This window comes from Mesorhizobium sp. M0563, assembly GCF_040321065.1.
Lineage (GTDB): Bacteria > Pseudomonadota > Alphaproteobacteria > Rhizobiales > Rhizobiaceae > Mesorhizobium.
In genome coordinates this window covers 202,502-229,135 of sequence record NZ_JAMYQV010000005.1, presented here as the reverse complement: position 1 = coordinate 229,135, position 26,634 = coordinate 202,502, and the positions used below count along the sequence as shown (strand labels likewise).

Below are 26,634 nucleotides of genomic sequence, written 5' to 3'. Positions count from 1 at the left end.
AGTTCAGACGACCGAATGCCTCCCAAGGGTACGAAACGTACTCCTTGTCATTCGGTACGCCTGACCGTATCATGATTTGATCAAAGATCAATGATGAAATGGCTAAGAGGGAAAAGTCGGAAACGCGGGCGCTTGACGCGGCAATCCGAACCTTGCATTCCGGACACAGGCGCCGGGTATGACAAGAGCGTCGCTCGAATGGGGGAAGGTTGACAGAAATGGCTGGGGCGGCATTCAGGAAGCCGGGCGTCGAGATCACGCCGCTGTCCAGGGAAACCCTGCAGGACAGGGTTTACCGGCACGTTACCGAGTTGATCCTCGACGGCAGCATCGTTCCAGGTGAAATGGTGACGGTGCAGAGCCTCGCAGACGCTTTCGGCGTCAGCCCGATGCCGGTTCGCGAGGCTCTGAGGCGTCTGAGCGCGGCCAACGCCTTGATGGTGGTTTCGGGCCGTTCGATCGGTATCCCGGCATTAAGTCGTGCGCGGCTTATCGATCTCAGGAACGTCAGGTTCGAAATCGAGGCGATCGCCGCCGCATGGGCCGCAGAACGCATTGACGATCACGGCGTGATGCTGCTGGGCCAGCATCTGGAGGCACTCGAGCAGGCCAATGCCGCTGGCGACGTCAAATCCTATCTCAGGGCCAATTACGCCTTTCACTTTTCCATCTACCGGGCCGCGGGCTCGGAAAACATGCTCAGCATCATCGAGAACCTGTGGCTGCAGATCAGCCCCTATTTCAACATGCTGCACGATTCCGGAAACTATTCGACCGCCAACCAGCACCATCAGGAGATGTTTGCAGCGCTGCGAAACCGCAACGCGGAGGCGGTCCGGGCTGCGGTTCGCGCTGACATCGACGCGGCTTTCACTGTCCTGATCAAACTGCTGAAATAGTCGCAGGTCGCCAAGCCCGACATGGCAGGACGGTGATGCTCACCACGAACCGAACCGCCGAGCATCAGCGGGCATTTCCGGCGCCTTGCTGCGGTGATTCATCCAGAGGGGACGATCCAGCGCTCACAGGGCCGAGTTGGTCAGGGGTAGCGCTTGCCAGAGCCTACAAGCTCATCCTTGAATGCTGGCGTTGCGGTGTGACCGTCGGCACGGGTGAAGGCATGCCCGAGCGGCTTGTCAACAAGAACGGGAGACGGCAGTGTTCTGACGTTATCAATGAGCCGCGTTTCGCCGAGCCAGGCCGCTGCAAACAGGCGTGCCGGCCGATCCAGGCTTGCTATCGGTTGCAGATCTGCCTCGCCACGGAGTTCCAGGTACTCGACCTCGCGATAGCCCGCGGACAGGATCGCTGCGCGCGCTTCGGCAAGCGTTGGCAGGACGGGAGAGCCGTTCGAGAGCCCCGCCGCCGTATTGAGTAGGACCGATGCTAGCCTTGGGGCGACGGCGCGCTCTGCCGGCGAGAGCCGGACATTGCGCGATGACAAAGCGAGACCATCGGCTTCCCGGACTGTCGGACAGGGGACGACGGTGATCGGAATATCCAGGTCCCGGACCATGCGCCTGATAAGTTGAAGCTGCTGGAAGTCCTTCTCTCCGAAAAAGGCGAAATCAGCGCCGGTCTGCAGGAAGAGTTTTGCAACGACGGTCGCCACCCCATCGAAATGGCCGGGCCGGAACGCACCGCAAAGGCTTTCACTGACGCCCGACACGGACACGGTCGTGGCGAAGCCGTCAGGATACATCTCAGTCGCATCCGGAACATAAAGCAGGTGGGCGCCCAGCCGCGTGAGCTTTGCAGCGTCTTCGTCTTCCGTGCGGGGATAGGCGGCAAGATCCGCCGCACTGTTGAACTGCTTGGGATTGACGAACAGCGTCACGATCACGCGATCGGCCTTTTGAAGCGCAGAACGCACGAGACTCAAATGCCCTTCATGCAAGGCCCCCATCGTAGGCACCACGGCGATGTTGGCACCAGAACGGCGCCATCCCGCCACAACGGTACGAAGCCCGGCAATGGTGCGGACGATCGGCACGCTCACGCGGATTCTCCGGCCTGCGGCGCGTCGGCGGAGAGATGTTCGGCCGCCGGAAAGCGCCCTCCCCGCACATCAGCCGCATAAGCCGCAATGGCCGCTTCGGCCTCTGAGCCCAGTTCGGCATAGCGCTTGACGAATTTCGGACGAAAACCGGTGAACATGCCCAGAATATCGTCGACGACCAGAACCTGGCCGTCGCAGGCGGCGGAGGCGCCGATCCCGATGGTTGGAATCGTAACCTCCTCGGTTATTCTTCGTGCGAGCGGCTCGGCCACCTTTTCCAGCACAACGGAGAATGAGCCGGATTCGGCAACAGCAACAGCGTCCCGCAAAATCCTGTCGCCGTCTCGGCCCCTGCCCTGGACCTTGTAGCCGCCAAGCACATTGATCGCTTGCGGTGTCAGCCCGACATGGCTCATGACGGGGACGCCGCGGGCAATGAGAAAGCGGATCGTGTCAGCCATGCTCTCGCCGCCCTCCAGCTTGACCGCGGCGCATCCGGTCTCCGCCATCAGCCGGGCGGCGTTGCGAAAGGCCTGTTCGCAGCCCTCCTCATAGGAGCCGAACGGCATGTCGACGACCATCAGCGCCCGTTCAAGACCGCGGCGCACGGCCTTGCCGTGCATGATCATCATCTCCAGCGTAACTCCGAGGGTTGACGTCAGGCCATGAAGCACCATGCCGACGCTGTCGCCGACCAGGACCACGTCGCAATGCCTATCGGCGAGGCGCGCAACCGGCGTTGTATACGCTGTTAAGCAGACAATCGGCATCTTGTGCTTTCGGGCCGCAATGTCCGGCGGCGTCAGCGCCTTTGTTTCGACCGCCACACTCATCGGCACATTCCCTTGGGCCAAGTTCCAGCGGTGACGGTTTTGCATAGTTCTGTGCAGGTGCGAAGGCCAAAACCGCACTGCATCAGAAAAGTTTGTGCGTCGCGAAGCAGGCTCTCCGCAAAGCAAAGACAGAGGGCCAGCGTTTCTCTGCTTCGGTGATCCTGCGCGACAACCGTGTTGCTGATCGGCTGAGCAATCGGGCTCCGGCCGTTTTCAACTCGAACAGTTCAACTGCCGCACGGCGGTTCACGCCAGAAGCGACCTTGGTTGCAAGCCTACCCGAAATGCGTTGTGACGGAAGCATGCGCCCGCACTCCAGACACTACGATTTGAATCAAAATCGCTGGTTCGACTCAGTTCCGAAACAAGGTGCACGCTGGCGGTGTTGGCATCTTCCGCATATTAGCAATCCCTTGACTACCGTCAAAGCCGCTCCAGAATCAGGGGCATGGCTTGGGAAATTGCGGACATCAATATCGGCGATGAGGTGGCGATCACCGTGACGGTGCTGAAGCTCCTGGACGACGGAAGAGCTAGCGTCAGCATCCCCTCCTATGGTTTTCCGCATTCGATCCCTGCTCCTAAAAAGTCCAAACCAGGTGACGAGCTCCAGCTCACTGGCGAGGTCACGCGGGTCGACGAGGAAAATCGAAAGGTGACCGTGAAAGCTGGCGGGCTAATCACCGTCGATGCTGATACGATCATCGACTGGACGCCTGTCCGCCGCAAAAAGATGTCGCTCAGAGATGAGGCGGATTAGCGAACGCAGATCAAACCATCGATGCCGAAGACAAGTCCGCAAGGCCTGGCCGCCCTTGCTCTGGTGCGCGTGGCATCGAGGAGACCTGCCCGGCCGGCGTGCTGCCGATCGAGGAGGCTGTCTTCCTGCTCTTATGGCCAAGAGCCCATGCATGAGGGTGAGGCGCTTGCCAGGGCTATCATTGAAACAGTTGAACGGCTAACTGCTTGCGGAAAGGCAATCGGCCCCAGGTGGCGCACTGTACGAAAATTACCAACTTCGTTAGCCGGGAACAAGCACTCTACATCAAACGTTTTTTGCGCGAGAACTCTCCTCCGTTCTCCAGTCTGGCTGTAAAGGCCCGCTGCTCTGCACGGGCAGCGGGCCTGAGGGTTCGCACATGCCGCAGCGCCAGCGTACCAATCGCACCTGCCTTAGTCCTCATGATTTGGCTATTTGCCAGCGCGTTTTCGATCAGATTTGCGCAGACGAAGACCTCGACCCTTTAAGCCAACAGGGCAAAATCCTGGCGGAAACGGTAGTGGCGACTTTTCGAAATGCTTACACTGACGAGCGGGAACTGCTGAAGGCAGTCAGGTCTCATCGAGGAAATTGAGCGGCAAAATTTCACCCGACCGACAAGGTCGGGCTTGACCCATTCGGCCTTGTCCCCGGAGCAGGCCCGGAAGCTAACGAGGCCCTAACTGCCAACAAGATAGGCGTCACCGATTGCGGCGTCGCTGTGTTGACGGTCGTTTTGCGCCCTCATCATTCCGCTCTTGCATAGCAGTCCCAGTCTTCAGCCGCTGTTCCCGTAGTCTGGCCGTTTTTGCGTCCCGTGCCGTACGCTCAGTGCGGTCCTTGCTTTCCTGATGAGCAGCCATGCTTCACCTACGTTTTTTGCTGGTGCCCAAACCTTCGTCAAAAACCCGCTGTTCCACTCCGGATCCTACCTCAGGGCTAACTACGCCTTTCATTTCTCCATCTATCGAGCCGCGGGCTCGGAAAACATGCTCAACATCATCGAGAACCTGTGGCTGCAGATCAGTCCCTATTTCAACATGCTGCACGATTCCGGAAACTATTCGACCGCCAACCAGCACCATCAGCAGATGTTTGCAGCGCTGCGAGACCGTAACGCGGAAGCGGTCCGCGCCGCGGTTCGCGCTGACATCGACGCGGCTTTCACAGTGCTGATCAAACTGCTGAAGTAACATTCAGGTCGCCGTAAGCGACATGCCGCCTCCATTGCTGATCAGACTTCCAGTTCTTTTTCCGCCCACTCCGCGAACTTTTCCAACTTGTCGAGCAAGCTCTCCGCTTCGGGTAATGATTTTGCCCTTATTCCGTATTGAGTTTCGTCCTTCTCATCGAGGATGCTCCGCAACCTGCTGGCCTGCGCTGCAGGAAGGCGATTTCCAAGCGCGTCGCATGGTTTTCACCACGGCCGCATGATCCGCGCGGTTGATCTTTCCTGCAAATCGGGCAGTGAGCGCATCGGCGTATGCTATTGCCGCATTCACGATCTGCGACATAGCCGGATTTCCGATGTCACCCGTTCCGGACATTGCCACCTCTAAACGGGCAGCCTTCAAATATGAGCGGGCGATGCGCAATCGCCCCTCGCCAAAGCCTGTCTCGACTGCTTTCGTCGCACCTCTTCTGGTCATGCCAACGCCTGCCGGCGAGTTTTTGTTGCGAGTTCGTCCGGGCGTGAACCCAAGACGAGCAGGGCATTGGCTTCGACCCCGCCCCACCACGGGTCTCGCGTGCTCGACAGCCTTGCCACATCCTCCGGAGTGAGTCCCACGACCGAGGGATTGAAGCCAAGCTTTTGACCTTGGGTCACCAGTGCCTCACGGATTTCTTGGAGCGCGCTATCTAGCTTTTCGGATGGCGTAACCACTGCGATGTCGAGATCGCTGTCTGGACGGTCCTCGCCCCTCGCTACGCTGCCGTAAATCCAGGCCGCGAGTACTTTCGGCCGAACTGCGGAGACCGCCTCAGTGATTACGGCGCGAATATTGGAATACCGAAGCGCCTCCTGCTCGAAGAGAGCTTCCAGTGATGTCGCCAGCGGATGGCGATCATTCAACCGGTAAAGACGAGCCCTGCCCGTTCCCTCCGAAGATACGATGCCAATCCCTTCCAAGGTTGCGAGAGCAGACCACACGCTTGCCCTTGCAAGCCCGCTACGAGTCGCAAGCAATGGAGAAGAAAGCAAGCCGCCGTGGCGCGACAATTCCCGGAGCAATCTTACGCTTGCTTCGGTGCCGAGCATAATGGTGAGTGGATAGCGCAAAGCGCTTTGAGCGGTCGAGCGTGCCATGCGCAAGTTCCTTCTGCTGTGGACTCATAACACATCAAATCGTCGGATATCAAATCGGATGTTTTGTTTTCTAAACGAACGTCCTGTTGTCTGAATCCTGGGCGGTTGCTGCGCCACGTTTGCATCTGGACCTGATGCTGGTCGCCGTCGGCCATCTGTTCAGAGGATATCGGCGGCTTGGGCAACCCGCTCCAAGTGTAGATAGTGTTCCGCGACCTGCACGGGCTCCTCAAAACGGTGGTCTTGCATGCGCACCTCCCGAGTCTCGAACACGACTCAATCCTCGGTCATGTGACAGGTTCCTGCCATGTCTGATCATATTCTGCCCGGTCAAAAGAAGCCCAAGCTAATCGTCGTAGTGGCGTTCGATCGTGGCGAGGACGGCGAACTGTTTCCCGCCTTTGGTCCCGCCGATCAGCAAAGCGAGGAACGCGCAATCCGCACCGGTCAGGCGCTCGCAGGGAAGCACGTTGGCGTAATCGCATGGAGCCGCGACGCCGACCCGGCTATTGGCGACTATGGCCCGCCGACCGTGCTATTCACCTGCGGTGACGTGCCGGATATGGAGTAAATTCAGCCCCGAGATTCCATTTCGCGGCGTTCGGAGAACTCCCCTTCACTGCCCTTCACTGGGTATTTTGTGAATCATTTATTGGGTAACGCCGCTCTTGGCGATGCGCTCTTCGAAACTCGGGGCCGGCCCGACGTGCTGAAGCACTGGCCAGCGTCCATCGCGGCGGCAGCTTCTGGGCTAAGCGGATGCCTTCTGTTACTTGCGGACGTTTGATGTGGCGCAAAGGATCAGCAGAAGCTAACATATCTTGTTCTTGGAGGCTGTCGTGCGTACGAAACGTTTCAGAAAGCCCGTCATCATTCAACCCGGCCGGATCGATCGCGACAGAGTTGTTGCGTCGGTATCCGACGCGGCCGAAGTTCTGCTGAAGGATTGGCCGAGGCCGGAGGGCAAGTCGCGGCGCGCCGCAATCGAAGCATGCCTTGCCGTAATCCGTGGAGAAAAACCACCAAGGATAGCACGCCAGGCGTTCATCGCTGCTGCCAAGGAGGCCAGGATATTGCTCGGGGAAGAAATTTAGGCTTACCCAGCACCCGTATGGCCATGCCCTTGAAGCACGGAGCGCTGCTGGATTCAGCGGCTTTGTTGCTTTGTGGCATCGAGCAGAGCTTGATGTATCGATGTAGTGCGATTTTATCGACATGATTTGATTATCTGTCGAGGGCGACGATGTATCAGCTCGACTTGTCGATCGCACATTGATCGACCTCTCCTGCCCCCGCCAGGATACGAGGACGTGAAGACGCAAGCAGTGCTGAAGCTTGTGTTGTGGCGTGAGCGGCGCTTACTGAACTGCGAAGCCAGGCAGCTCATTCCCAGCCACGCCACCTGGACCATCTAGACCTGATGGCATGGCCCGAATTCGTGCACTGTCAGGCTTTGGCCTTGCGCTTTGCTGGTGCTTTCTTTGGCGGCGTTTTGGCAACCGCCCTGCGGCCGAGACCGGCAGCTTTGGCCAGCGCAGACCGCTGAGCCGCATAGCTTGGCGCTACCATAGGATAGTCCCGCGCCAAACCCCACTTGGCTCTGTACTCATCAGGTGTCATGCCAAGCAAGCCCAGGTGGCGCTTCATCGACTTGAACTTGCGCCCGTTCTCAAGGCTTATAATGTATTCGGGAAAGATCGACTTCTTAGGATTTGCCGCGGGCGTAAGTATTGGCGATGGTGCAGCGACCGGCTCATCCAGGCCAGACAACGCAGAATTAACACTGGCGATCAAATTCGGCAGATCCGCCACGGGCGTTGCGTTGCTCTGGACATAGGCTGCGACGATATCTGCTGTCATCCCTAGCAGGCTGTTGAAAAAGTGGCTCGCAGCGAGGACGTGAGCGTGATTCAGTGTCTCCGGAGAGATTCGGAGAACGAGGCATGCGCGGTGGAGACGAACGGTCTCTCGAGGCTCGGGTGCGGCGCGATCATCCGTTGCGGCGCATTCGGGCGATTGTGAACGAGGCGCTGGCGGCGTTGGAGCGGGACTTGGCGGCGCTGTATTCGCCGATGGGGCGGCCTTCGATCCCGCCGGAAAAGCTGCTGCGAGCGATGCTGCTACAGGCGTTCTACTCAATCCGCTCGGAGCGGCTTTTGATGGAACGGCTGGAATACGACCTTCTGTTCCGCTGGTTCGTCGGCATCGGCGTCGATGACGCGGCCTGGGACCATTCGGTGTTCTCCAAGAACCGCGACCGGCTGCTGGAGGGCGACATCGCCGCAAAGTTCCTGAGCGCGGTGCTGACGCAGCCCAAGGTCAAGAGGCTTCTGTCAACGGATCACTTCTCGGTCGACGGGACGCTGATCGAGGCCTGGGCGTCGATGAAGAGCGTCAAGCCGAAGGACGGCTCGGGCGAGCCGCCGGCTGAAGGGGGCGGGCGAAACGCGGAAGCGGACTTCCATGGCCACAAGCGCTCGAACGACACACATGCCTCGACCACCGATCCGGATGCCCGGCTCTATCGCAAGGGCAAAGGCAAGGAGGCCAAGCTGTGCTTCATGGGACATGGCTTGATGGAGAACCGCCATGGCCTGCTGGTCGACGCCTGCCTGACACTGGCCGACGGACATGCTGAGCGGGTGGCCGCACTGCACATGATCGAACCTCGAGCGGAGCGGCCACAGGCGATCACGCTCGGCGCCGACAAGGCCTACGACGCGGAAGACTTCGTCAATGAGCTGCGCTCGATGAGGGTGACGCCGCATGTAGCGCAGAACAAAGCTCATGGCGGAGACCGGCTGATGGCCAAGGTCAGGGCCACCGCCGGTCGGTGGCCACCACCCAGGGTGGTTTTGATCCCAACGAGACGAGGCGCTTTTTAAGACACTGCGGCTCTGTCTGGCGAGCGCCCACGAGGCTTTGAAGCGTGAGGTCGACCGACGGCATGGGGTGTATGAAGCACTCGACGCCTTCACCCCCTACCTCTGAAAATGCCCCAACTCGTTCTCATTCAGATAGTCCACCGTCATCACCCGCGCGCGAATGCCGCCGGGGGAACCGACGAACTTCACCGATGACAGCGAGCCGGTCGGCGCGTTCTCTCCGCGGGGCGTGAGGGCGTAGGTGTCGCCGTCCCAGTGCTCGAGCGTGAACTGCATGGGCTTGGGGCCGAGTTCGAGCATCAGCTTGTCGCCATCGGCCCGCACGGTGGCGGTGTCGAAATAGTTGCTCGTATATTGGCCCTCGTAGAAGGATGGACTGCGCGCCTTGGCGGGGTTCGTCGGCTTGACCTTGCCGGCGAGGTCGCCCACCGGCTTGTAGTAGCCCATGAACCGCGGCTTCATGTAGGGATACCAGTCGCGGGTGATCTGGCCATATTGCACGATGTCCATGAAGCTGGCGGCGACCGCCTCGGCGGCGCCGACGGGGGAGCCGTTGGTGAGCACGACGATGCCGACGTCGGCCGAGGGCAAGATCTGGAAGGTGGTGCCGGCGCCGAGCAGGAAGCCGCCGGAATGGCCCATCGTGGTGCGCCCATTGGCGTTCACCCCCACATTGAAGCCATAGCCATAGGAGCTGGCCCGCGTATCGGGCGTCTCGCCGCGGTAGGTCACGCTCTGCGGTGTGATGGCGGGCTGCAGGATCTTCGGGTCGATCATGGGCTGGCCGTTATAGGTGCCGTCGCCAAGCAGCAGGATCATCCACTTGGCAAGATCCTGGACGCTGGAGGAGACGCCGCCCGCCGGCGCCTGCTGGTCGGGATCGCGGTCATAGAGCGGCTCGAACACATTCTCCGCCACGCGCGCATGCAGCAGGGCGCGGTTCTTGCCGGCGGCCATGAAGTCCTCGTGCCGATAGCTGCTCGAGCGCATACCGAGCGGATCGAACAACAGGCTCTTGGCCAGCGGCTCCCAAGGCTGTTTCTCGGCGTGGGCCACTGCCTCGGCGCCGATCGTCGTGCCGAAATTGGCGTAGTGATAGGAGATGCGGAAGGGATCGAGCGGCACCATCCACAGGCCGCCGACGATCTGCTTGCGCTGGAAGCCGAGATCCTCGAGCTCATCGCCCGCCGCCATTGGCAGGCCCGAGCGATGGGCGAAGAAATCGCCGATGGTGGCGTTGCCCGAGACATAGTCGAGATTGAGGCGGAAGCCGTCCCAGACCTTGCCGACCGCGGTATCCCAGTCGAAGCTGTGGTCCTTCGTCATGGCGATGGCGGCCACCGTGGCCGAGATCGATTTCGACACCGAGGCGACCTGGAAAATGGTAGTGCTGCTGACCCTAGAAGGGTCGTCCCGGTTGTCGCGAAGGCCATAGCCTTCGTCAAAGATCATTTTGCCGCCCTGCACCACCGCCACGGCGAAGCCGGGAACGTCGGATGCTTCCTTGACTTTCTTGACGATGTCCGACAGGGCGGCCACAGCCTTCTCGACACCGCCGGGATACAGCTGCATAGCATCCTGCGGCGGCGACGGCCCAAGCTCCGGCACGTAGGACTGCGCGGCTGCCATTGCGGGCAGCATGGTAACGAGGGAAAGTACCAGGAGAGCAGCGGCCTTCTTCATTGCATGTCCTCAAACTTGCACCGGCAGATGATCGGACCATACGCGGCAAGATGAAAGATGGTTACGGTTATTTTCTACTGATATGTTTAAGTCCAAAGATCAGACAAAGACGGCGGCTGCGCGCATGTGATTTCGGGACCTGGCGAAGTATCCGCGTTACCTACCCGGGCGGCAATTGGATGGGACTGCGCGGGAGAACGTCAAGTTCCAAGGCCGGGCGGCAAATGGCATCCAATCAGGAGTTGTTCGCCAACGGGCTGGCGGCAAACCAGAAAGTCATCGAAGCCAATTATATGGCCCATCGCGAGGCCCTATGGCCTGCTGCATGGGGTCCGATGGCCGAGGGGCCGGGACGCTTCGTCTTCACCGATCTTGCCTGCGGCAGGGGGCCCGTTTGCTGTCCGTCCGGTTATTGCCGCGGGACCAGTTAAAGCCGCCATTCGGCTCACGACCTCTTCTCGGAAATACGTGGCAAGTTCACATCCCGCGGAAGCCGACATTGAACTGCCTCTCCGTTTACACGTTTGGCAAATGTTGCGAATGGAGGGAGTTGCATGTTTGAAGGTTTCTCGCTGGAGCAGATCAAACTTCCGGAAGCGACGCTCAGAGTGCGGGTTGGTGGAAGGGGCCCACCGCTTCTGATGCTGCACGGTCATCCTCGCACCCATGCCACTTGGCATCGCGTGGCGCCGATTTTGGCTGAGGAATACACCGTAATTTGCCTGATCTTCGCGGTTTCGGCCAAGCCCTTTGACATGCCTGACCATTCGGGCTCGTCTAAAGGTCCAATGCCCGCGATTGCTTAGCCCTTATGTACTATCTGGGCTTCGATCGCTTCGGACTTGCGGGTCAGGACCGTGGGGCGTACACCGCATTTCGGACAGCAATGGATCATCCGGCATCCGTCAGCCGGCAAGCCATTCCGATCGGCATGCGCTGGCGCGATGTGACGCTCGGTTCGCATCGGCTTGGTGGCATTGGTTCTTCTTCGCTCAGCCTGAAAAGCCGGAGCAGGCTATCCTTGCCAATCCAGACGCATGATACGGCGGTGATCCCGCGGAGATGGGCGCGGAGGCTTACGCTGATTTCTCGCCTCGATCCACGATCCGGCGACGGTCCACGGCGTGATCGAGGACTACAGGGCCGGGTTAGGCATAGACCGACAACATGACGAGGACGACCGAGCCGCAGGCCACGAGCCGGTCTCGGAATCCACCTCGATATGGCAGATGTGGGTGGCGAAGGAGACGCCGGCGCCGTGGGCGACGAGCTCACTGTGGCCGGCGATCGGTCCGCCGGTCTCCCCGACGCGGCGTCCTCCAGCGACAGCGGCGAAAGGTTGCCGTGCGTCGCGCCCCTGGCGATCGCGTGGCCCTTTTCCCAGGCCAGGTCGTCGACCGGGATGTCCCACGTCTGCGTGGCGCGGTCCCGCAGGATCTTGATGGCGCTGCGGGCGGCGGAGATCGCCGCCATCGAAGACGAGAAGGCGCCGCGGCTGCCGTCCGTCATATCGTTGTAGCCGAGGCTGGAGGTATCGGCGACCACCGCCTTGACCTGCTCATAGGGGATACCGAGTTCCTCCGCCGCCACCAGCGAAATCGAGGCGCGAGCCGCCGATGTTGCGGGCGACGTTGATCAGCGCTGACGCCTGATTGGTCTTTGCGCAGGGAGACCGACGTAAGCCGCGGTCGAAATAGGGATGATCAGGAACGCAGTCCGATCATCAGGAAGACGCGCCCAAAAGGCAAAAAGTAGTAGCTGGCGTCGGGGTGAGCGACGTCATATGCCATAGGGCGAACGTAGCCACCACATACCCGCAGCATGGCGATGCCGCCCGGCATTATCGAGAGGCCCGACAGCGTCCCCTGTGTAGGCCAATGCCGTTTGTTGCAGCTGTGGCATGATCTGCGTTGTGCTGAACATGACGGCGCCGACTGCCATCATAACCAAGAAACATGCACCAAATTGGCGAGTGAACAGCAGGCGTATTTCGACGGTCGGATCGCCGCGGCCAATATCCCAGAAATGACTGCAAACGTCGTGATGAAGCTCGACACGAACCAGCCGTTGCGTTGGCCTTGGTCAAGGAGGATTACCGCTCTGCAATTCCAGTCGTCTTAGTATCACGGCGGCTCGCCCGAGCTCATCAACGACGCGGTCCGGTTTGGTTGGAGTCACGGGAACAAACATCGCACGTGGGAGTTGGGGCGGTCTGTTCGTATTGAGACTTTCATAATCTTGGGAGGGGATATGTCACGTGTCTTCAACCTTGGCTTGCCGGCGCTGCTTGGCGCCGCCGCGGTCACGCTTACCGCTGCTTCCGATCCGCTGCCGCCAGATCTGACCTATCGTCCATTGCCAAGCCTGCCCTTTTCTGCGGTGAAGGAGAATGACGAAGCGCAAAAACCCGCCGTGATCGAGCGGCAGCGCAAGTTGCTCGAAAGCCGTTACAACCTGGCGGACCGGCCGATGCGGGGCGTCATGATGTCGGGCGGCCGGAAAGTGGTGCAGGAGGGCGTCAGGGTCAAACTCCCGGCAGGCGAGACCTGGGACAGCCTGGCCGCCAAGACTCCCCAAGAAATCCGCGACCGTGGTTTGTTGCCGAACGGCTTCCTGCCGCTGCCGCACGTCAAGCAGGCGACCGGAGGCCAGGTCTTTCCGGAAAACCAGATCAGAGAGAGCGGCGCCGATGAAGGGCGCGATCTGCGGCGCTTCGACGTCGATTTCGACCTGCCCGACTATCTTACGCCGGAATTTCCACCTCCGATATTCCTCACCACGCATCCCGAACTGGGGGATGTGTCGCGCGGTGATCTGCTGACGATCCGCAACTTCTACGAATATATGAACGGCATCATCACACCCGTACAAATGGAAGGACTGCGTCTGCTGCTGACGCCCTTCCCGCAGGAGGAATTCAATCAGACCGAGGACAGAAAGGTCGCGATGCAAAGCATGGGTGTGGCATGCCTCGACTGCCATGCGAATTTCCATACCAACGCAGCCTTTCACCTGACGCCGGACGTCCGGCCACAAGCCGAGCGCTTTCGGCTCGACACAACCAGCCTACGCGGCCTGTTCAATCAGCAGATTCATGGCTCCAAGCGCTCGCTGCGCTCAGTCGAGGACTTCACGGAATTCGAGCAGCGCACCGCCTACTTCAACGGCGATCACGTGAGCGCCACCCGCAAAGGGGTGAATCTGCCCGACCGCACGAACCAGGTGGCGATGATGGCGCAGATGCAGAATATCATCGATTTTCCGCCGGCGCCGAAGCTCGACCCGTTCGGGCGGCTTGACCCGGCCACCGCAAGTGCGCAGGAGCTCAAGGGCGAGCAGGTGTTCATGGGCAAGGGCCGCTGCGCCGAGTGTCATGTTCCAGGGTTGTCATTCATGGACAACAACATGCACGACCTGAAGCTCGAGCGGTTCTACAAGATCGGCGAGACCTTCAACGACCAGGTCGCCATACCGGATGGGCCGATAAAGACCTTCACACTGCGCGGGATCAAGGATTCTCCGCCCTATCTGCATGACGGCCGCCTAATGACGCTTGGCGATACCGTTGAGTTCTTCAACTTGGTGCTCGGAACGAAGCTTGACCAGCCGGAAAAGGATTCACTCGTGGCTTACCTGCTCACTCTCTGAACGAGCGAAAGAGCCGCTGCCGGGGGCCCGCCTTCGGCGCGGAATGGAGGACACTCATGCGTGCTGCCGCAATCACCTTCGCCGTGGGGCTGTCGCCTTGTTGTGCGATGGCGCAGATCGGCAATCCGGCCGGCCTTGCTCCCGACACGAGGATGGAGAAGCCCGGAGTTCCAGCGCCGAACCAGACGAATTATCAGGATCGGCTTTTCGCCCAGCTGGTCACGGCTGGCGGCCGGGCCGAGGTGGAACTGGGTCGGCTCGCGGCCGAAAAGACAAGCCATGATGGGGTGAGCGCATTTGCAAATCGAATGGTCGAAGATCACGACGAGGCAAATAAACAGCTGAAATCCGTCGCGGACAAGAGCGAGATTCCGCTTCCCGAAGAGCTCGACCCTGATCATAAGAAAATCCGCGCTGATCTCGAAAAGCAGGACGGCGTCGCGTTCGATCTTGCTTATCTGGCTGCGCAGATCCTCGACCACCAGAAAACAGCGCAGCTTCTGGCTTGGGAGATTGGCTCCGGCGAAGATCCAGAGCTCCAGCACTTCGCCTCAGACAACCTACCAAAGGTGCTCGAGCACCTCGATATGGCGCGCACGCTGCACGCGGAACTGGCGGGACAAGCCTTGCTCGCAGCGGAAGCGCAAAAGAGCAAGTAAACTGCCGGCCACATCTGCAACGTGAACAGTGCTTACGATTGCACGCGAGCCGCCAAACGCGTCAATCTTAGCTGTTGTGGCCATTCGGCGAGCTCCGCCTGTCAAACGGCCCTTTAATTGCGGGTGGTTGTCAATCCGGATCTCGCACTGCCATCGCCGGGGTCATGGTCCTTTCCGAGGTCGAGTGCCTCATGATGATGTTCGGGTCGGGCGCCTCAACGTTTCCAACGAGATGCAGATGAACTGCTGTCAGCCGTTTGACCGAGGTCGCCGCAACCACCGTCCCGGCGGGGGACATCACGAGTTCCGCAAAGGGCCCGCGATTGGGATCGAGTGCGGATCTGTTACGCCATCTTTTCGCTGCCCCACTCGAAGCTGGTGCCGTCGACCCAAATGCAATGAAGCAGAACCGCGATCTTCCGTGCGACCGCCACCTTTGCCTTCTTCAAGCCGATCCGCCTCGACAGACGCATCCCCCAGGCTTTCAGCGTGGACCATTTCTTCGTCCGGTGCAGGAGGACACTGGCTGCTTCGTAGAGATAGGTTCGCAACAGTCGATCGCCCCAGCGTGAGACGCGGCCATTGATATCCGTTTCGCCGTCGTCTTCACGAGCGAGATGCCGGACTTGCCGATCGAGCTTCTCCTGTTCACAGCAGACCTGCTCGTGGACAGATAGAAGGGCCTGAACCAACGACCGAAGCGGATGCCCGTCAGCAACCAGCTCCCAAACCTTTCGCCGGAACTGTGACCCAATCGATCGACTGAACTGCAGCCCGTATTCCTTCAGCATGGACCGTGTCTGGTTTTCGAGATCGCGCCGGATCTCAACAAGTCTTGACCGTGCGACGAGCATGGATCTGGTGGCCTGACTCTCCGCGCTTTTGACCTTCACTTCCCGATACCAACCGACGTGAACCAGCTCGGCCAGGCCGCGGGCATCGTTCTCATCACTTTTGTTCATTCGAACTGAAGTGCCGCCTTCGCATGCCGAGCATCAATGCAGACGACCGGCAATCCGACCCGCTTGAGCTCATGCCAGAGCCAGCTGGACATGGCCCGTCTCGAATCGGATGCGCTCGGCGTGAGGTGCCCGTTTGCGGAGCAACTCGGTCAGTGCTCCCGGATCGGACTTCACCTTCCCTTGGAAGATAGGCCTTCCAGCATCATCGTCGACGCAAACGCTGGTCTCTCGCTGCGACACATCCAATCCGACATTGCTTCAGCCTTAGGATGGCTGGCGTATATTAGAAGCCTCTTGAAGAAGACACTGCCCGCACCAGAATCCATGGCATGGCTCGGGGAATAGGCATTGGTGACCAAGTGGCGATTACTGCCACGGTTCGAAGGCGGATAACAGAGGACCGCGTAAGCGTCTCTATCCCAGGTTACGAGTTCCCACATTCCATCATCGACCACACCAAGGTGAACCGAGGCCAGCAAATTGACCTGAAAGGCGAGGTCACGCGCATCGACGAGGACACCGACGGTCGACCTCGGGCCACTAGTCACGGTCGACCGTGACAAGCGAGAAATATCGGCCGCCAAAACGACCAAAGGCACTTGTCGATGCCCCGGATTAGAACCGACAACATCGCCACAGGCTATAAGGGCAGGCCGCATGACGGGCCGGTAGAGGACGAATCGAAGCACTTTATCTACTGCCCAGTCTGCGGCCAAACGTTCGACGCGCGCGATCTTGGACAGGTGTTCCACCACGCTGAGCCGCAGCACGAGCCGCTTCCGGTCGAGCAATAGTCCACTAGTTGAGCTCCGGCGGCAAACCGACGTTGAGACCCTTCAGCGCCAGCGACGTACGTTGGATGAGAAAAGGGTGCTGCGTGCACCGCGCCTTCCCCGCGCGCCGATGTTCCACCTGGACCGCAAAAAGTCCCGCCGCACTGCCAGAACGGCGGGACCGATCAAACGCTTTGCACCAGGCGGGGGGATGCGGGGGGGTTGGGCTTGCCAAGTGAGCGCGGACCGTAACCAACCCTAAGCGCAACAGCGGCAACGCGTCCACCAACCGCCGGTTGGAGCGACAGGACGATTGACCCGCCGGCAGGTCAGGTCATCCCGGGTCGCTATCGCTCGCAACCAGACGGTAGCGGAAATTGTTGCGGATGTGGTCGTTGAAATAGCGGCCCTTGGCGAACGCGGCCCGGAACGCGGCAAAGGTTTCCGGCGGTACCCCCTCAAACTCGTACCGTTTACCGCTGGCGACGAACCACACCGAGAGGGTCCTTCTATCCAGATCATATTCCATCTTGCGGATCGAAGTAGATGGCATGAGCACCACAGGCCGAGGCCCGCGCCCTTGCGGGGAGCGCGGGCCGATCGGGATACCGATCTGCAGCAATACCTGGAGGGGAGGGTTCGCTGCGTGCACCGAACTTTCGCGGCGGTCCCGTGTTCCCAATCGAGATACACAAAAAGGTAGCTGCACCTTTCGGCATCACGCGCACGTTGGATTTCTGAGAAAGCGCGAGCGTCAATACTAACAATGCGGCTGGTCTCGAAGAAGCCGCCCATGACATTGCCGCTCAGGCGTCAGCCAAATGGGATTAGTTGCGCAGCATACTCATCCGGCGTGGGAGGGACACATGCCGATCCACCGAAAAGCTGAAGAGGCAGGCGTCTTCAATCCATCCGAACTCGCGTTGCTGGGCCGCGTGTTCGATCGGCTCAAGTTCGAAGGTCAATCTGAACAGCGGCGCGAAGCGCTGGCGTCTCGTATCCTTGCAAACTACACCGCTGGAATTACACACGAGGAAGAACTTGTTTCAACGTCGAAACTACCGCTGGCGCGCTAGGGAGTTGGCTCCGCCATTGTGTGGCGGGCCAGATCCCGCCGCGAAGGTGCGCCTGGCTTTTTGGCGTTTGCGGGCGTGCGCTCGTCAATCTAGAAACGTTGAATGTACCGCCGTCGGGCCTTTGCCCGCACCAGGACAGACCGACGGGAAGACGTATCGGCTTGTAAGCCCAGCGGCCCGCCCTTTTCCACGGCGTCGGCGGCGTCATCGTCGAGACCCACCGCGCGAACGCAGCAAGTTCTGACAGGCCGCAGGATCGGCATTTCCAAGGCCGCCGAGGCCGAATGGCGGTTCGGCTGCGCGGCTCGGAATATTTAAGTCGAAGGTTTTCATCCTGCGCATCGCGCCGCTGAGAACAACTTTCGATAGCGACTGATTGCTGCTGTTCGCGCCGGTCTGGAACCCCCGGGCCGCCTTCAACGTTGTTGGGCATGGCTGACGATCGCGCAAATCATCTGCTGGGCGTTGCAACCACCGCAAAGATCGGCAGCCATCCGATTCACCCCATGCTGATCCCTTTCCCGATCGCATTGCTCGTGTCGGTATTCCTGTCGGATTTAGTGTTTTGGTCGACCGGCAATGCATTCTGGGCCGAAGCATCCTTCTGGCTGCTCGGCTTTGCCCTGTTGATGAGCGCCGCCGCGGCGCTGGCCGGCTTTGCCGATTTTCTTGGAAATTCAAGGGTGCGGTCCATCAATGCCGCGTGGCACCATATGGTCGGCAACGTCGTGGCCGTGGTGCTGGCGCTGGCCAGCTTCATCCTGCGCCTAAGCGCCGGTGCCGCCGAGGGCGCCTTGCCCTGGGGCCTGGCGCTGTCGACGATTGTCGTTCTGCTGCTCCTTTATACCGGCTGGAAAGGCGGGACGCTTGTCTACGAACACAGGGTAGGCGTCCATCCCGAAGAGGGTGAGGACGTCAACTCCCGCCCGGAACTATCCCGATAGGGTTGACGAATGGCCGACCTGCCGGGAGCCGTCGTCGTGGTCACCGGCGTTGTTTCGTGTCTTTGGGATTCGTCAAATACCAGGGAGACACCATGAGTTTTGAGTTGCAGAGCCAAGGGCTGGCGCAAGGCTCAACGCAAGCCAGTTCTAAACCGTAGCCTGTGGGAGGAACTGGAAGCCCTCGTTGCCGGCCGCGATATCACCTGGGAACGGGTGCGTGGCCACAATGGCGATCCATTGAACGAGGAGGTCGACCGGTTAGCCAATGAAGCTGCTCGGTCGGCTAGGTTCTCATAAAATGCTCATTGCTGTCGGATTGGCGTTCGCGTCCATTGTTGCTTTAGCCAGGCTGCCCAAGTAAACATCGCTCCCCGGGCCGCATCGTGTCCCACTCAGTAAGTGACTGTGACGACGACAGTGTCGGTGTAAACACCGGCCGACGGCATGGCCTGCGGAGGCACCCGGCCATAAACGGTCAAGGCTGGGGTGTCCGGTGCCAGTTCCCGTCACCATGCTGCCAGCCATCGACGCATCACCCCAAGGCTGAGTTCGGGCAATGTCCTTGTAGAGCCCGTAAGTCACGGTTCCGCCCCCTTTGACATTTGCGGCTGCGGGGGTGAACCGGCGGTCGAGGCTGCCCAGTTCCGGCATTTCGGCGATCAGGCTGCGGGCAACGACAGGACCGACACCCGGCACGGAGGAAAGCAGCTTTTCGTTGACCCGCCAGACTGGGGACTTGCGGATATGATCGTCCATGCCCGCATCGAGGCTTGCCAGCTCACGCCGAAGCGCGACGAGCAGCCGGTGGATGCTCTTTTGCGCCTGTTTCGCGATGACCGTGCGAGCACGGTTGTCCTCCGCCACAATCATCTGCACGATCTGACGCCGGCGGGCGACGAGCTCGGCCAGGGTCTCGGTTTCGGCGTCGCGCAAGGGCCGCAATTGCGGCTTGGTCGCAGCGATGAAAGCGGCAATGACGGCAGCATCGATCGGGTCGGTCTTGGCCCGCTTGCCGAGTGCATTGGCATAGGCGCGCACCTGCGCCGGATTGACCACAACAATCGCCAGGCCGGCGCCTGCCAAGGCGGCGACCGCCAGTCTCTCGAAGCTGCCTGTCGACTCCAATCCGACAACGGCCGGCGAAAGGGCTGCCAGCCGCCGAACCAGATCCTCCACCCCGGCGTGGTCATTCTCCACCGAGAACGCCTCGCCGGACGGCAAAACATGCACGTCGAGCCGATCCTTGGAAAGGTCGATGCCAACAATGATTTCCATCTTGTCCCATCCTTGCCTAATCGGGCTTCGCTTGCGGCCCAGGCGACTGTTCGGGTTCGATGGAACGGCGGACGAAGACCCTTGCTCTGTCACGGGCTCAAAGGCCCAAAGAGGGGTCGGTCTCCCGTCCGCCACCGCACCTGCCTTCATAGCACAGTCGGCAAAAAACGATACACGTTGGCCTCCTTGGCAGCCGCCTCAAAGGCTGACGACCTCTTGGGGGAAGACTCTGTCCTCGAACGCGTCCACGCAGGATTGGACCGCCTTGGTCCACTTCGGACCCTTTGTGTCCCACGCCATGAGTTCCTCGGCGGCTCCCTCGACGTGGCTGACCCCATTGCGAATGCCCGGACGTTTCGTTTTCACGTAGACCGGAGGGTTGAACGAGAGGGGAGCCATGAGGGGGAACTTAGAGCGACAAGAGCCCGCTGACCAACCCAGTTGTAGCCGCAGCCAAGGGAACGATGTAGGCCCTCGCGGGTTTAGAGGTTGCAGTGGTCCTTCTCGGATGTGCAGCCGCTGTGGCGGGGTCCGTCGCCTCCCCTTGCTGGCGGCGGGCTCCTTTCGCGAAGGCGGTGTTGGTCAGAGACACCTAGAACCTTATACCGCATCCAATTTAGCTAGTTGTCATTGGGGGGGAGCAATGTCCCCTCCTCTTTTGCAGCAGCTAGGAATGCCTTGCGGGCCTCCTCAGGTTCCATCTCGTCGAAAAATTACGGCCATGCAAACGCGCACCGCGAGGTCCCACCAAGGACCACGCTTGGTCCACTTCATCAGCTCCTCGCCGGCTGCCTCGGCGTTGTTGACATTGCGGATGATCCCGGGACGCTCGGTCTTGACGGGGACCGGAGGGTTGAACCAGTGGAGAGCCATGCGGTCACTCTTTGTCGACCTTATCAAGTTCCTCCAGCAAATACCTTTGCTCAGCCCGCAGTTCCCGTTCTACAGGCAGATATAGCAGGTTGCGAAGGTAATTACGGATTACCTCTGACTATTGAAATGCGCAGGACGGCGCGCTTCCGTTGCGATGCCACAGCGGCTGAAGTTGGCTGACAGCTACTCGCGACCGTCAAAAGCCACGCAGAGGCCCAAGGCAGTTGCTGCCTCGACGATTGCCTCGGTTAGTTCTTCGTCGGAGGCCACCAAATAAGGCGCAGTCTCCCGAGCTTCGTGTAGTGCCGCTTTGATCGAGACGGTGTCGCCACGGTCCGTCGCGGATGGTGCGAAGGCCGAGTTCGGCGCAGCCGCGGTAGGCGCCCAGGGCATGCAAATTATGCGAGGTCGCACGAATAAGATCGAGGCGAACCCCGTCCTTGCGCCGGTGCGAGGAGCACTCAAAGCCTGCCATGAAAAAACTGGCGAAGCGCGAAGCTTGCGGAACCGGAGCCTCCACCTGGTGCTCGTCCCTGCGCCCCACTTCGCTCATTCGAAGTCTCCTTTCAGCAGTCGGCTTCGAACTCGGCCGCCTTGTTAGGACCGGGAACCGCGTTGGCGAAATACCGCATCCAATCGGGCGCGCGCCATCTTCGTTGCTCAGTCCAGCTCGTCCTTGCGTGGCCGGGTAATGCCGAACCGATTGGTCGAGCCTTGTTCCTGTGGTGGACCGTCCGGAGCTGGGGGCGAATGAGGAACAAGGGGGGCCGTGCCAAGTTCGGGGCGATGTACCACCGCCGATCGACTCGAGCGGCTGCTCAGCAACAAGAGAGGCACGGGATCACATGACCGTTCAGATTCGACTTTCCGAGATCGACCACGCCAGGCGCGAGGATCGTGGCGACGGCGCTTGGAGCATCGCACCGGACTTGGGCTATTTGCGGCTAGCAATCGTCAATGTCGTGTTCTTCGGCGCACCGGGCAGCGGAGATCGGAACTGGGTGCTGATCGATACCGGGTTGCCGACGTCCCGCAGCAGCATTCTTGCGGTCGCGGAAAGGCGGTTTGGCACGAACGCACGGCCGGCCGCGATCATCCTGACCCACGGCCATTTCGACCATGTGGGAACGGTTCTAGACCTCGCAAATAAATGGGACGTGCCTGTCTTCGCGCATCCACTCGAGCACTCCTATTTGGACGGAACCGCATCCTATCCGCCACCCGATCCCTGGGTCGGGGGTGGACTGATGGCGCTGCTGTCGCCGCTTTTTCCACGCGGGCCAATTGATCTTGGCAACCGTTTGGAACTCTTACCTGCCGACGGATCGATCCCCGGAATGCCCGGATGGCTATGGTTACACACACCCGGGCACGCGCCTGGGCATATCTCGCTCTGGCGCGAGAAGGACCGTTCGCTGATCGTAGGGGACGCTTTCATCACCACCGGTCAGGAGTCAGTCTATGAGGTCGCCGTTCAGGATCTTGAGATGCACGGTCCGCCGCGCTACTTCACGCCGGACTGGGATGCGGCGGAAAGATCCGTGAAGCACCTGGCTGCCCTGAACCCGCAGATGGTCATCAGTGGACACGGTGCGGCTGCTGCGGGGGTGGGCATGCGTCACGCTCTTGACAGCCTGGCTGAGCGGTTCAGGGTGTTCGCCGTCCCGCCGAAATTGAAATTTGTGCGCGAGCCGGCGGCAGTCCAAGGTAGCTGAGGCTAACCGAGCCGCCGCCGTTCTGAAGTATGGTCAAGTTGGGCAGACTCTATTTCTCGAGCCGGTAGAGTTACCCGTCGGGTCGTGCCCCCTACCGTCGCCGACAAACTCTGACAAGCGGAACAAACCCGGAAGGCGCCGGGTTAGGGCGTTCGATCGGCGCAGGCGACAGCGGCCAAGCGCCCCGAAGTTCTGCGTCAGGAGAAGACGTCAGATGGAAAAGAGTACCCGAGGACGCGCCCTCTCCGCCGGCGAGCCGACCGGCAAGAAGTTGTTCGAGCCCACACGCGTCGGCATCCGCCGAGACTTGGCTTCGATTCGCTCAACCGTGGAGGAGACCAAATGGCAAATCTGGGAAGATTGGCGATCGCCATGCTTGGCGTTCTGGCATACCAAAATCGCGACAAGCTCTGTGAATTGATTCCGGGAGCGGGGTATCTTAACCCAAACGACCCGCAACGCAGAATTCTGGCTCAGATAACGAATGGCGTGTCGAGGGCTGACCTTGGTGAGATCCTCGACCGGTTCAGGGAGGTGGGGGCAGGATCGAAGGTCGACTCGTGGGTTGGCAGCGGGCCAAACCAACCGATCGAGCCAAGGGACGTCGAAGCGGCAATGGACGAAGGTACACTCACGTCCATTTTGATGCACACGGGTCTTTCGCGCGACGAGCTAATCAGAAGGATTGCGCGGGATCTACCCGAGACAGTCAACGAGATCACGCCGAATGGTGAATGGCCGCCTGAGCCGACACAAGGCTTGGATAAGTCGACCCTGCTCGACAATGTATCGTAGGGGACGCAGCCAGGAATGCAGCCGGCCAAGGCGAGATCCAGTACTCTACACCGGGGAATCCAATTGCTCGGACGCACCCAGTTGGACAGCCCGCCAGCCGCAAGTTACCGGCCTTGGGAAGGCTCGTCGGTCGTGTCCCATCAGGTGGTGTAGCTCGGCGGTTACGAAGCCGCTCGCGAGCGCGCCGTCAGTAGCGAGTGGGGCGGCCGAGTCGCGGGGCAGCGGTGGTCCAAGCATCGGGGGCTTGGGCTTGATCCCGGAATAGTCCTTAGACAGCCTTTCAATTGCCTCCGTGGTTGGCTTCCGCTCAGTGTTGTAAAGCTCGTCAGCCTGCTCTTTGATGCGCAGCGCCGGTCCCTGCAGCGCCATCATGGTGACGCCTAGCTAGAACGGTGCCGGAAGCAACAGCTGCAATGGCGACAATAATGCTGCGCTTGAAGCGCACAGCGCGGCGAGGCGAGGCCCGCAGCTGCGGCTGTTCTGGATCGAGTTTCGGTGTAGCATCGGAGCGGGGAGTATCCGTCATGGACCGCATCCCGTTCATCGAGATCTCCAGCCCCACACGATCTGAGAAGGCGGCCGGGAGATGGGGCAGAAGTCGGGTGCTCCGCGTTAAGTGAAGCATGCGGCAACGGAGGCACGCCTTGCGAAGCTCGCCGGTCACTGTCGTGTCATGTTCCCGTAGACCTCCGGAGTGCGCCACCGTCCGCCCATCACTTGGTTTGTCTTGGCGGGGCGGTTGCGGCAAGCGCGTCGGCCGACAAAGCGTCTGTTGAACTGCTACGCCCAGAATACATCGCCATCGCAGCGGCAGCGCAGGGCGGCAAGCGGCACCGCGACAAGGAAGCGGTCTGCCCACCATCAGGTTTCCTCCAAGCCCAGCTCCAGGGCTCGGCCGGACTTTGTCTCCCCACCTACCTTGCTATTGTGCAATGCGGCAGCGATATTGCTGCGTATGCGTTGCGCGGATCGAGGTCCATTCGGGCATCACAACCGGAGGCGGCTCGATTGCGAAAAATATCCGATACGTCGCAAGTATCGCCGCGTTGTAAGCGCGATATGCGTCACATACTCCCAAACGTAGCGGGTCGAACCATCTGCAGACGCTGGCCGAGTTCGGTACCAAACCCGGCGCGTTGGGGGCCACGTTTTATCTTCCCGATGAACTGCCCAAAGGCGCTCCGCTCGTCGCCATGCTGCATGGCTGCACCCAGACTGCGGCAGCGTACAACCGTCACTCCGGATGGTCGCGACTTTCGGACGAAACCGGGTTCGCCCTGCTCTTTCACGAGCAGCAACGCGGCAACAATCCAAACCTCTGTTTCAAATGGTTCCAGCCTGACGACGCCAAGCGCGGTTCGGGCGAGGCGCTTTCGATCCGCCAGATGATCAAGACGATGGTCGTCACCCACGGTATCGACCACGGGCTTTTCGGCTGGAGGCGCAATGGCAGCGGCCATGCTGGCGACATATCCGGAAGTATTTGGAAGGCTGTGCGATATTGCCGGCCTGCCCTACGGCAGCGCAACGACACACCGGACGCGTTCGATAGAATGCGTGGACATGGCGGCCCGTCGGAACAGGATCTGCAACGAACTCCGCGGCGCGTCGCATCATCGAGGACCGTGGCCGAAGATCTCAATTTGCCACGGCACCGCCGACCAGACGGTTTCGCCTTCCAACGCCGAAGCGCTCGCGAGCCACTGGCGGAAGGTCCATCGGGCAAAAGCGCTAACGCATCTTTAGGCTGCCGGCCAGCACGCAAAGCAAGTTTGGCGTGATGGCGCGGGAGAAGTCTTGATCGAGGTCAACATGATCGCTGGGATGGGCCACGGTACACCGCTCGGCAACGGCCTCGGCGCTCCGGGACCCTTTATGCTTGATGTCGGCATCTCTTCCACTCAGGAGATCGCGCGGTTCTGGGGCATCTTGGTAACGGAGAAGGGTGTCTCCACGACATCGAGGCCAGAGTTGCCTGCTCGCCAGCACGTGCCATCCCGTTTGGAGATACCAGCTATGGAAAAGGCGAAGACGGCGTCCTCGGAGTCAACCGCCACCCTCCAGTCCCCGCGTACTAACGCATCGGGCCAGCCGGGCGTGAAGAACCTCATCGAGCACGCCCTTCGGACAGCGGGCCTTATGCGCTAACCCAAGCGAGCGCACCGCCCCCACACGTCGTCCCTGCTTCCCCGCCAATAATAATGCGGCCCTTCGACCGGGAAATTTGGACCGCGTGATGGAAGCCGTCTCGAAGACCTCCGGGCCTATTTGCAAGCACACTGTTCAAGGCCGCGATATGAACGCAACTGCCAGTGCAGTATGTTCGACGGCAATTTTTCAGCTTGCTGCCGCCGATCGTTTGAAGATGATGGTCACCTTCGTCCCTTTGCTAGCGCTAGAGTCGACTGCGAACTGCGCCTTGGCGTTCTCGGTCAGCGATCGCGCGATCAGCGCTCCAAGCTTGCCTGGCTTGGGCCACATCTCGCCTTCCGGCAGGCCGATTCCGTCGTCCGCCACTATAACCCGGCAGCCGTCGCCATTGACGATGCTGTGCAGCGTTATCGTGCCGCCGTCGCGTCCCCGGAACGCATGCTTTAGTGAATTGGTCAGCAATTCGTTCACGACCAGTCCCGCCGGCATGGCGACGTTTATTGACACGGGATATGTATCGACCTTCATATCCAGGCGGATCCCCTCGACTGCATGCGAACTCATCACCGCGGACGCGATCTGGCTGAGATAGACGCCAAGATCGACCTCCTCCTTCGGCTCGTCGGCCGTTAGCGTCTGGTAGAGGATCGCCAGAGCGTCGACGCGACCGGCGAGCCGCTCAAACCGTCTCCGGTCGGCCTCGGTTGCGTTGCGGCTTTCCAGCCGGATCAGTGCAGTGATCATCTGCAGGTTGTTCTTTACCCGGTGCTGCAGTTCGCGTAGCAGCGTGTCTTTCTCGCTGACACGCTCCTCCACCGAGCGCTCATCTCCCGCCTCGCCATGGGCCGATACGTCGACCAGCGCCACCAGCCGGAAGCACATCTTGCCGTTGTCGTCCTCGATCACGTTGGAATAAACGTCGACGATCGCCGGCTTGTCCTCGTTGCGCTCCAGCCTGTAGGTGCCGACTAAATCGGTTCCCTCGACCACGGCCTCGGCAAGCGGCCGGTCCTTCTGCTCGTGGAGGCCTTTGCCCAAAAGGGCTGCCCAGTTTTCCCGGGTGAGCCTGGCGGCCATCAGGCCTGAGAGCTTCTCGAATTCGGGATTGGCGTAGACCACACGCTCCTCAGCGGCAAGGTCGGAAACGGCTATGGCGATCGGCACCTGGTCGAGGAATTTCTTGAACTGTTCGCTTTCGAGTGCGGTTGCAAGCTCAGGTGTATCCAGCAACTGCTCGACCGCCGCGGGCTTCTCTGAATCAGATGTCATTTGCGCGCCTGTTCCGTGCGTACAAT

The 26,634-nt window shown here is 60.4% G+C and carries 25 protein-coding genes and 6 pseudogenes; 15 read left to right on the top strand and 16 right to left on the bottom strand.

The window, feature by feature from the left end; genetic code table 11:
* Positions 1–218: 218 nt before the first annotated feature.
* Positions 219–899 (top strand): GntR family transcriptional regulator, encoded by a 681-nt coding sequence (locus tag NKI50_RS10065; protein ID WP_352484666.1) that lies wholly within the window; start codon positions 219–221, stop codon positions 897–899.
* Between the two features lie 140 nt (positions 900–1,039).
* Here the strand turns inward: NKI50_RS10065 and panC are convergent, their stop codons facing one another.
* Positions 1,040–1,999, bottom strand: coding sequence for a pantoate--beta-alanine ligase (gene panC, locus NKI50_RS10060; RefSeq protein WP_352494305.1), 960 nt, complete (start codon positions 1,997–1,999; stop codon positions 1,040–1,042).
* Complete coding sequence (panB, locus tag NKI50_RS10055) at positions 1,996–2,832, bottom strand: 3-methyl-2-oxobutanoate hydroxymethyltransferase (protein ID WP_352716378.1); 837 nt, start codon at positions 2,830–2,832, stop codon at positions 1,996–1,998. Before panB ends, panC begins: the two co-directional genes overlap by 4 nt.
* 448 nt (positions 2,833–3,280) lie before the next feature.
* Between panB and NKI50_RS10050 the strand changes: the two genes are divergently transcribed.
* Positions 3,281–3,592 carry a hypothetical protein gene (locus NKI50_RS10050; protein WP_023722276.1) on the top strand — a complete coding sequence of 104 codons (312 nt, stop codon included), beginning with the start codon at positions 3,281–3,283 and terminating at the stop codon, positions 3,590–3,592.
* Between the two features lie 851 nt (positions 3,593–4,443).
* Entirely contained in the window at positions 4,444–4,785 is a 342-nt protein-coding gene (locus NKI50_RS10045; RefSeq protein ID WP_352716376.1) for an FCD domain-containing protein, read from the top strand.
* A 153-nt stretch (positions 4,786–4,938) separates the two neighbouring features.
* Here NKI50_RS10045 and NKI50_RS10040 read toward each other — a convergent pair whose 3' ends face one another.
* Both NKI50_RS10040 and NKI50_RS10035 read right to left on the bottom strand, forming a co-directional pair.
* Entirely contained in the window at positions 4,939–5,241 is a 303-nt protein-coding gene (locus NKI50_RS10040; protein WP_352484671.1) for a hypothetical protein, read from the bottom strand.
* Complete coding sequence (locus NKI50_RS10035; RefSeq protein ID WP_352484673.1) at positions 5,238–5,900, bottom strand: nucleotidyltransferase domain-containing protein; 663 nt, start codon at positions 5,898–5,900, stop codon at positions 5,238–5,240. Before NKI50_RS10035 ends, NKI50_RS10040 begins: the two co-directional genes overlap by 4 nt.
* Before the next feature lie 307 nt (positions 5,901–6,207).
* Between NKI50_RS10035 and NKI50_RS10030 the strand changes: the two genes are divergently transcribed.
* Positions 6,208–6,471 carry a hypothetical protein gene (locus tag NKI50_RS10030; protein ID WP_023722282.1) on the top strand — a complete coding sequence of 88 codons (264 nt, stop codon included), beginning with the start codon at positions 6,208–6,210 and terminating at the stop codon, positions 6,469–6,471.
* Positions 6,472–6,526: 55 nt separating this feature from the next.
* Here NKI50_RS10030 and NKI50_RS30550 read toward each other — a convergent pair whose 3' ends face one another.
* Together NKI50_RS30550 and NKI50_RS10020 are read right to left on the bottom strand one after the other, a co-directional pair.
* On the bottom strand, positions 6,527–7,117 hold the full coding sequence (locus NKI50_RS30550; RefSeq protein WP_502895956.1) for a hypothetical protein: 591 nt from the start codon (positions 7,115–7,117) through the stop codon (positions 6,527–6,529).
* Between the two features lie 229 nt (positions 7,118–7,346).
* Positions 7,347–7,760 carry a Ros/MucR family transcriptional regulator gene (locus NKI50_RS10020; protein ID WP_023722284.1) on the bottom strand — a complete coding sequence of 138 codons (414 nt, stop codon included), beginning with the start codon at positions 7,758–7,760 and terminating at the stop codon, positions 7,347–7,349.
* 83 nt (positions 7,761–7,843) lie between these two features.
* Between NKI50_RS10020 and NKI50_RS10015 the strand changes: the two are divergent.
* Positions 7,844–8,680: pseudogene (locus NKI50_RS10015) on the top strand (IS5 family transposase); the annotation flags it as partial.
* A 201-nt stretch (positions 8,681–8,881) separates the two neighbouring features.
* On the opposite strand, the gene NKI50_RS10010 reads toward NKI50_RS10015, so the two are convergent.
* The gene (locus NKI50_RS10010; protein ID WP_352716374.1) at positions 8,882–10,468 is read right to left on the bottom strand and encodes a serine hydrolase; all 1,587 of its coding nucleotides are present in this window, start codon (positions 10,466–10,468) and stop codon (positions 8,882–8,884) included.
* Between the two features lie 554 nt (positions 10,469–11,022).
* On the opposite strand from NKI50_RS10010, the gene NKI50_RS10005 reads away from it, so the two are divergent.
* Positions 11,023–11,274, top strand: coding sequence for an alpha/beta fold hydrolase (locus NKI50_RS10005; protein ID WP_352716372.1), 252 nt, complete (start codon positions 11,023–11,025; stop codon positions 11,272–11,274).
* Between the two features lie 389 nt (positions 11,275–11,663).
* Here the strand turns inward: NKI50_RS10005 and NKI50_RS10000 are convergent.
* Positions 11,664–12,079, bottom strand: a pseudogene (locus NKI50_RS10000) (molybdopterin cofactor-binding domain-containing protein); the annotation flags it as partial.
* Positions 12,075–12,490, bottom strand: a pseudogene (locus NKI50_RS30545) (DHA2 family efflux MFS transporter permease subunit); the annotation flags it as partial. The pseudogenes NKI50_RS10000 and NKI50_RS30545, both read right to left, overlap by 5 nt.
* Before the next feature lie 228 nt (positions 12,491–12,718).
* On the opposite strand from NKI50_RS30545, the gene NKI50_RS09995 reads away from it, so the two are divergent.
* Both NKI50_RS09995 and NKI50_RS09990 read left to right on the top strand, forming a co-directional pair.
* Positions 12,719–14,116 (top strand): cytochrome B6, encoded by a 1,398-nt coding sequence (locus NKI50_RS09995; protein ID WP_352716420.1) that lies wholly within the window; start codon positions 12,719–12,721, stop codon positions 14,114–14,116.
* A 56-nt stretch (positions 14,117–14,172) separates the two neighbouring features.
* On the top strand, positions 14,173–14,775 hold the full coding sequence (locus NKI50_RS09990; protein ID WP_031193942.1) for a DUF4142 domain-containing protein: 603 nt from the start codon (positions 14,173–14,175) through the stop codon (positions 14,773–14,775).
* Positions 14,776–15,119: 344 nt separating this feature from the next.
* On the opposite strand, the pseudogene NKI50_RS09985 reads toward NKI50_RS09990, so the two are convergent.
* From NKI50_RS09985 to NKI50_RS09975, 3 genes and pseudogenes are all read right to left on the bottom strand, one after another.
* Positions 15,120–15,983, bottom strand: a pseudogene (locus NKI50_RS09985) (IS110 family transposase).
* Positions 15,908–16,507 (bottom strand): hypothetical protein, encoded by a 600-nt coding sequence (locus NKI50_RS09980; RefSeq protein ID WP_198030478.1) that lies wholly within the window; start codon positions 16,505–16,507, stop codon positions 15,908–15,910. The pseudogene NKI50_RS09985 and the gene NKI50_RS09980 overlap by 76 nt, the downstream one beginning before the upstream one ends.
* A gap of 337 nt (positions 16,508–16,844) precedes the next feature.
* The gene (locus NKI50_RS09975; RefSeq protein WP_023722567.1) at positions 16,845–17,063 is read right to left on the bottom strand and encodes a KTSC domain-containing protein; all 219 of its coding nucleotides are present in this window, start codon (positions 17,061–17,063) and stop codon (positions 16,845–16,847) included.
* A gap of 313 nt (positions 17,064–17,376) precedes the next feature.
* On the opposite strand from NKI50_RS09975, the gene NKI50_RS09970 reads away from it, so the two are divergent.
* The 3 genes from NKI50_RS09970 to NKI50_RS09960 all read left to right on the top strand — a co-directional run bounded on the left by NKI50_RS09970 (position 17,377) and on the right by NKI50_RS09960 (position 18,827).
* Positions 17,377–17,586 (top strand): hypothetical protein, encoded by a 210-nt coding sequence (locus NKI50_RS09970; RefSeq protein ID WP_023722566.1) that lies wholly within the window; start codon positions 17,377–17,379, stop codon positions 17,584–17,586.
* Positions 17,587–18,017: 431 nt separating this feature from the next.
* Entirely contained in the window at positions 18,018–18,530 is a 513-nt protein-coding gene (locus tag NKI50_RS09965; protein ID WP_023722565.1) for a DUF2231 domain-containing protein, read from the top strand.
* A 99-nt stretch (positions 18,531–18,629) separates the two neighbouring features.
* The gene (locus NKI50_RS09960; protein ID WP_084643096.1) at positions 18,630–18,827 is read left to right on the top strand and encodes an RNase H family protein; all 198 of its coding nucleotides are present in this window, start codon (positions 18,630–18,632) and stop codon (positions 18,825–18,827) included.
* A 95-nt stretch (positions 18,828–18,922) separates the two neighbouring features.
* Here NKI50_RS09960 and NKI50_RS30540 read toward each other — a convergent pair.
* The 3 genes and pseudogenes from NKI50_RS30540 to NKI50_RS09945 form a co-directional block, all read right to left on the bottom strand.
* Positions 18,923–19,127, bottom strand: a pseudogene (locus NKI50_RS30540) (spore coat protein U domain-containing protein); the annotation flags it as partial.
* A 24-nt stretch (positions 19,128–19,151) separates the two neighbouring features.
* Positions 19,152–19,805, bottom strand: a pseudogene (locus NKI50_RS09950) (IS110 family RNA-guided transposase); the annotation flags it as partial.
* Positions 19,806–20,495: 690 nt separating this feature from the next.
* Positions 20,496–20,678: a hypothetical protein gene (locus NKI50_RS09945; RefSeq protein WP_352589228.1), complete on the bottom strand. Its 183-nt coding sequence runs from the start codon at positions 20,676–20,678 to the stop codon at positions 20,496–20,498.
* Positions 20,679–21,523: 845 nt separating this feature from the next.
* On the opposite strand from NKI50_RS09945, the gene NKI50_RS09940 reads away from it, so the two are divergent.
* From NKI50_RS09940 to NKI50_RS09925, 4 genes are all read left to right on the top strand, one after another.
* Positions 21,524–22,393, top strand: coding sequence for an MBL fold metallo-hydrolase (locus NKI50_RS09940; RefSeq protein WP_023722561.1), 870 nt, complete (start codon positions 21,524–21,526; stop codon positions 22,391–22,393).
* A 342-nt stretch (positions 22,394–22,735) separates the two neighbouring features.
* Positions 22,736–23,188, top strand: a complete 453-nt coding sequence (locus tag NKI50_RS09935; RefSeq protein WP_352494309.1) for a YidB family protein — start codon at positions 22,736–22,738, stop codon at positions 23,186–23,188.
* A gap of 1,193 nt (positions 23,189–24,381) precedes the next feature.
* A complete protein-coding gene (locus NKI50_RS09930; protein WP_502900350.1) occupies positions 24,382–24,969 on the top strand; it encodes a PHB depolymerase family esterase in 588 nt (195 codons plus the stop codon).
* Positions 24,970–24,985: 16 nt separating this feature from the next.
* Positions 24,986–25,336, top strand: coding sequence for a hypothetical protein (locus NKI50_RS09925; RefSeq protein ID WP_023722557.1), 351 nt, complete (start codon positions 24,986–24,988; stop codon positions 25,334–25,336).
* Between the two features lie 189 nt (positions 25,337–25,525).
* On the opposite strand, the gene NKI50_RS09920 is transcribed toward NKI50_RS09925, so the two are convergent.
* Positions 25,526–26,608, bottom strand: a complete 1,083-nt coding sequence (locus NKI50_RS09920; protein WP_352716369.1) for a sensor histidine kinase — start codon at positions 26,606–26,608, stop codon at positions 25,526–25,528.
* Between the last annotated feature and the right edge of the window lie 26 nt (positions 26,609–26,634).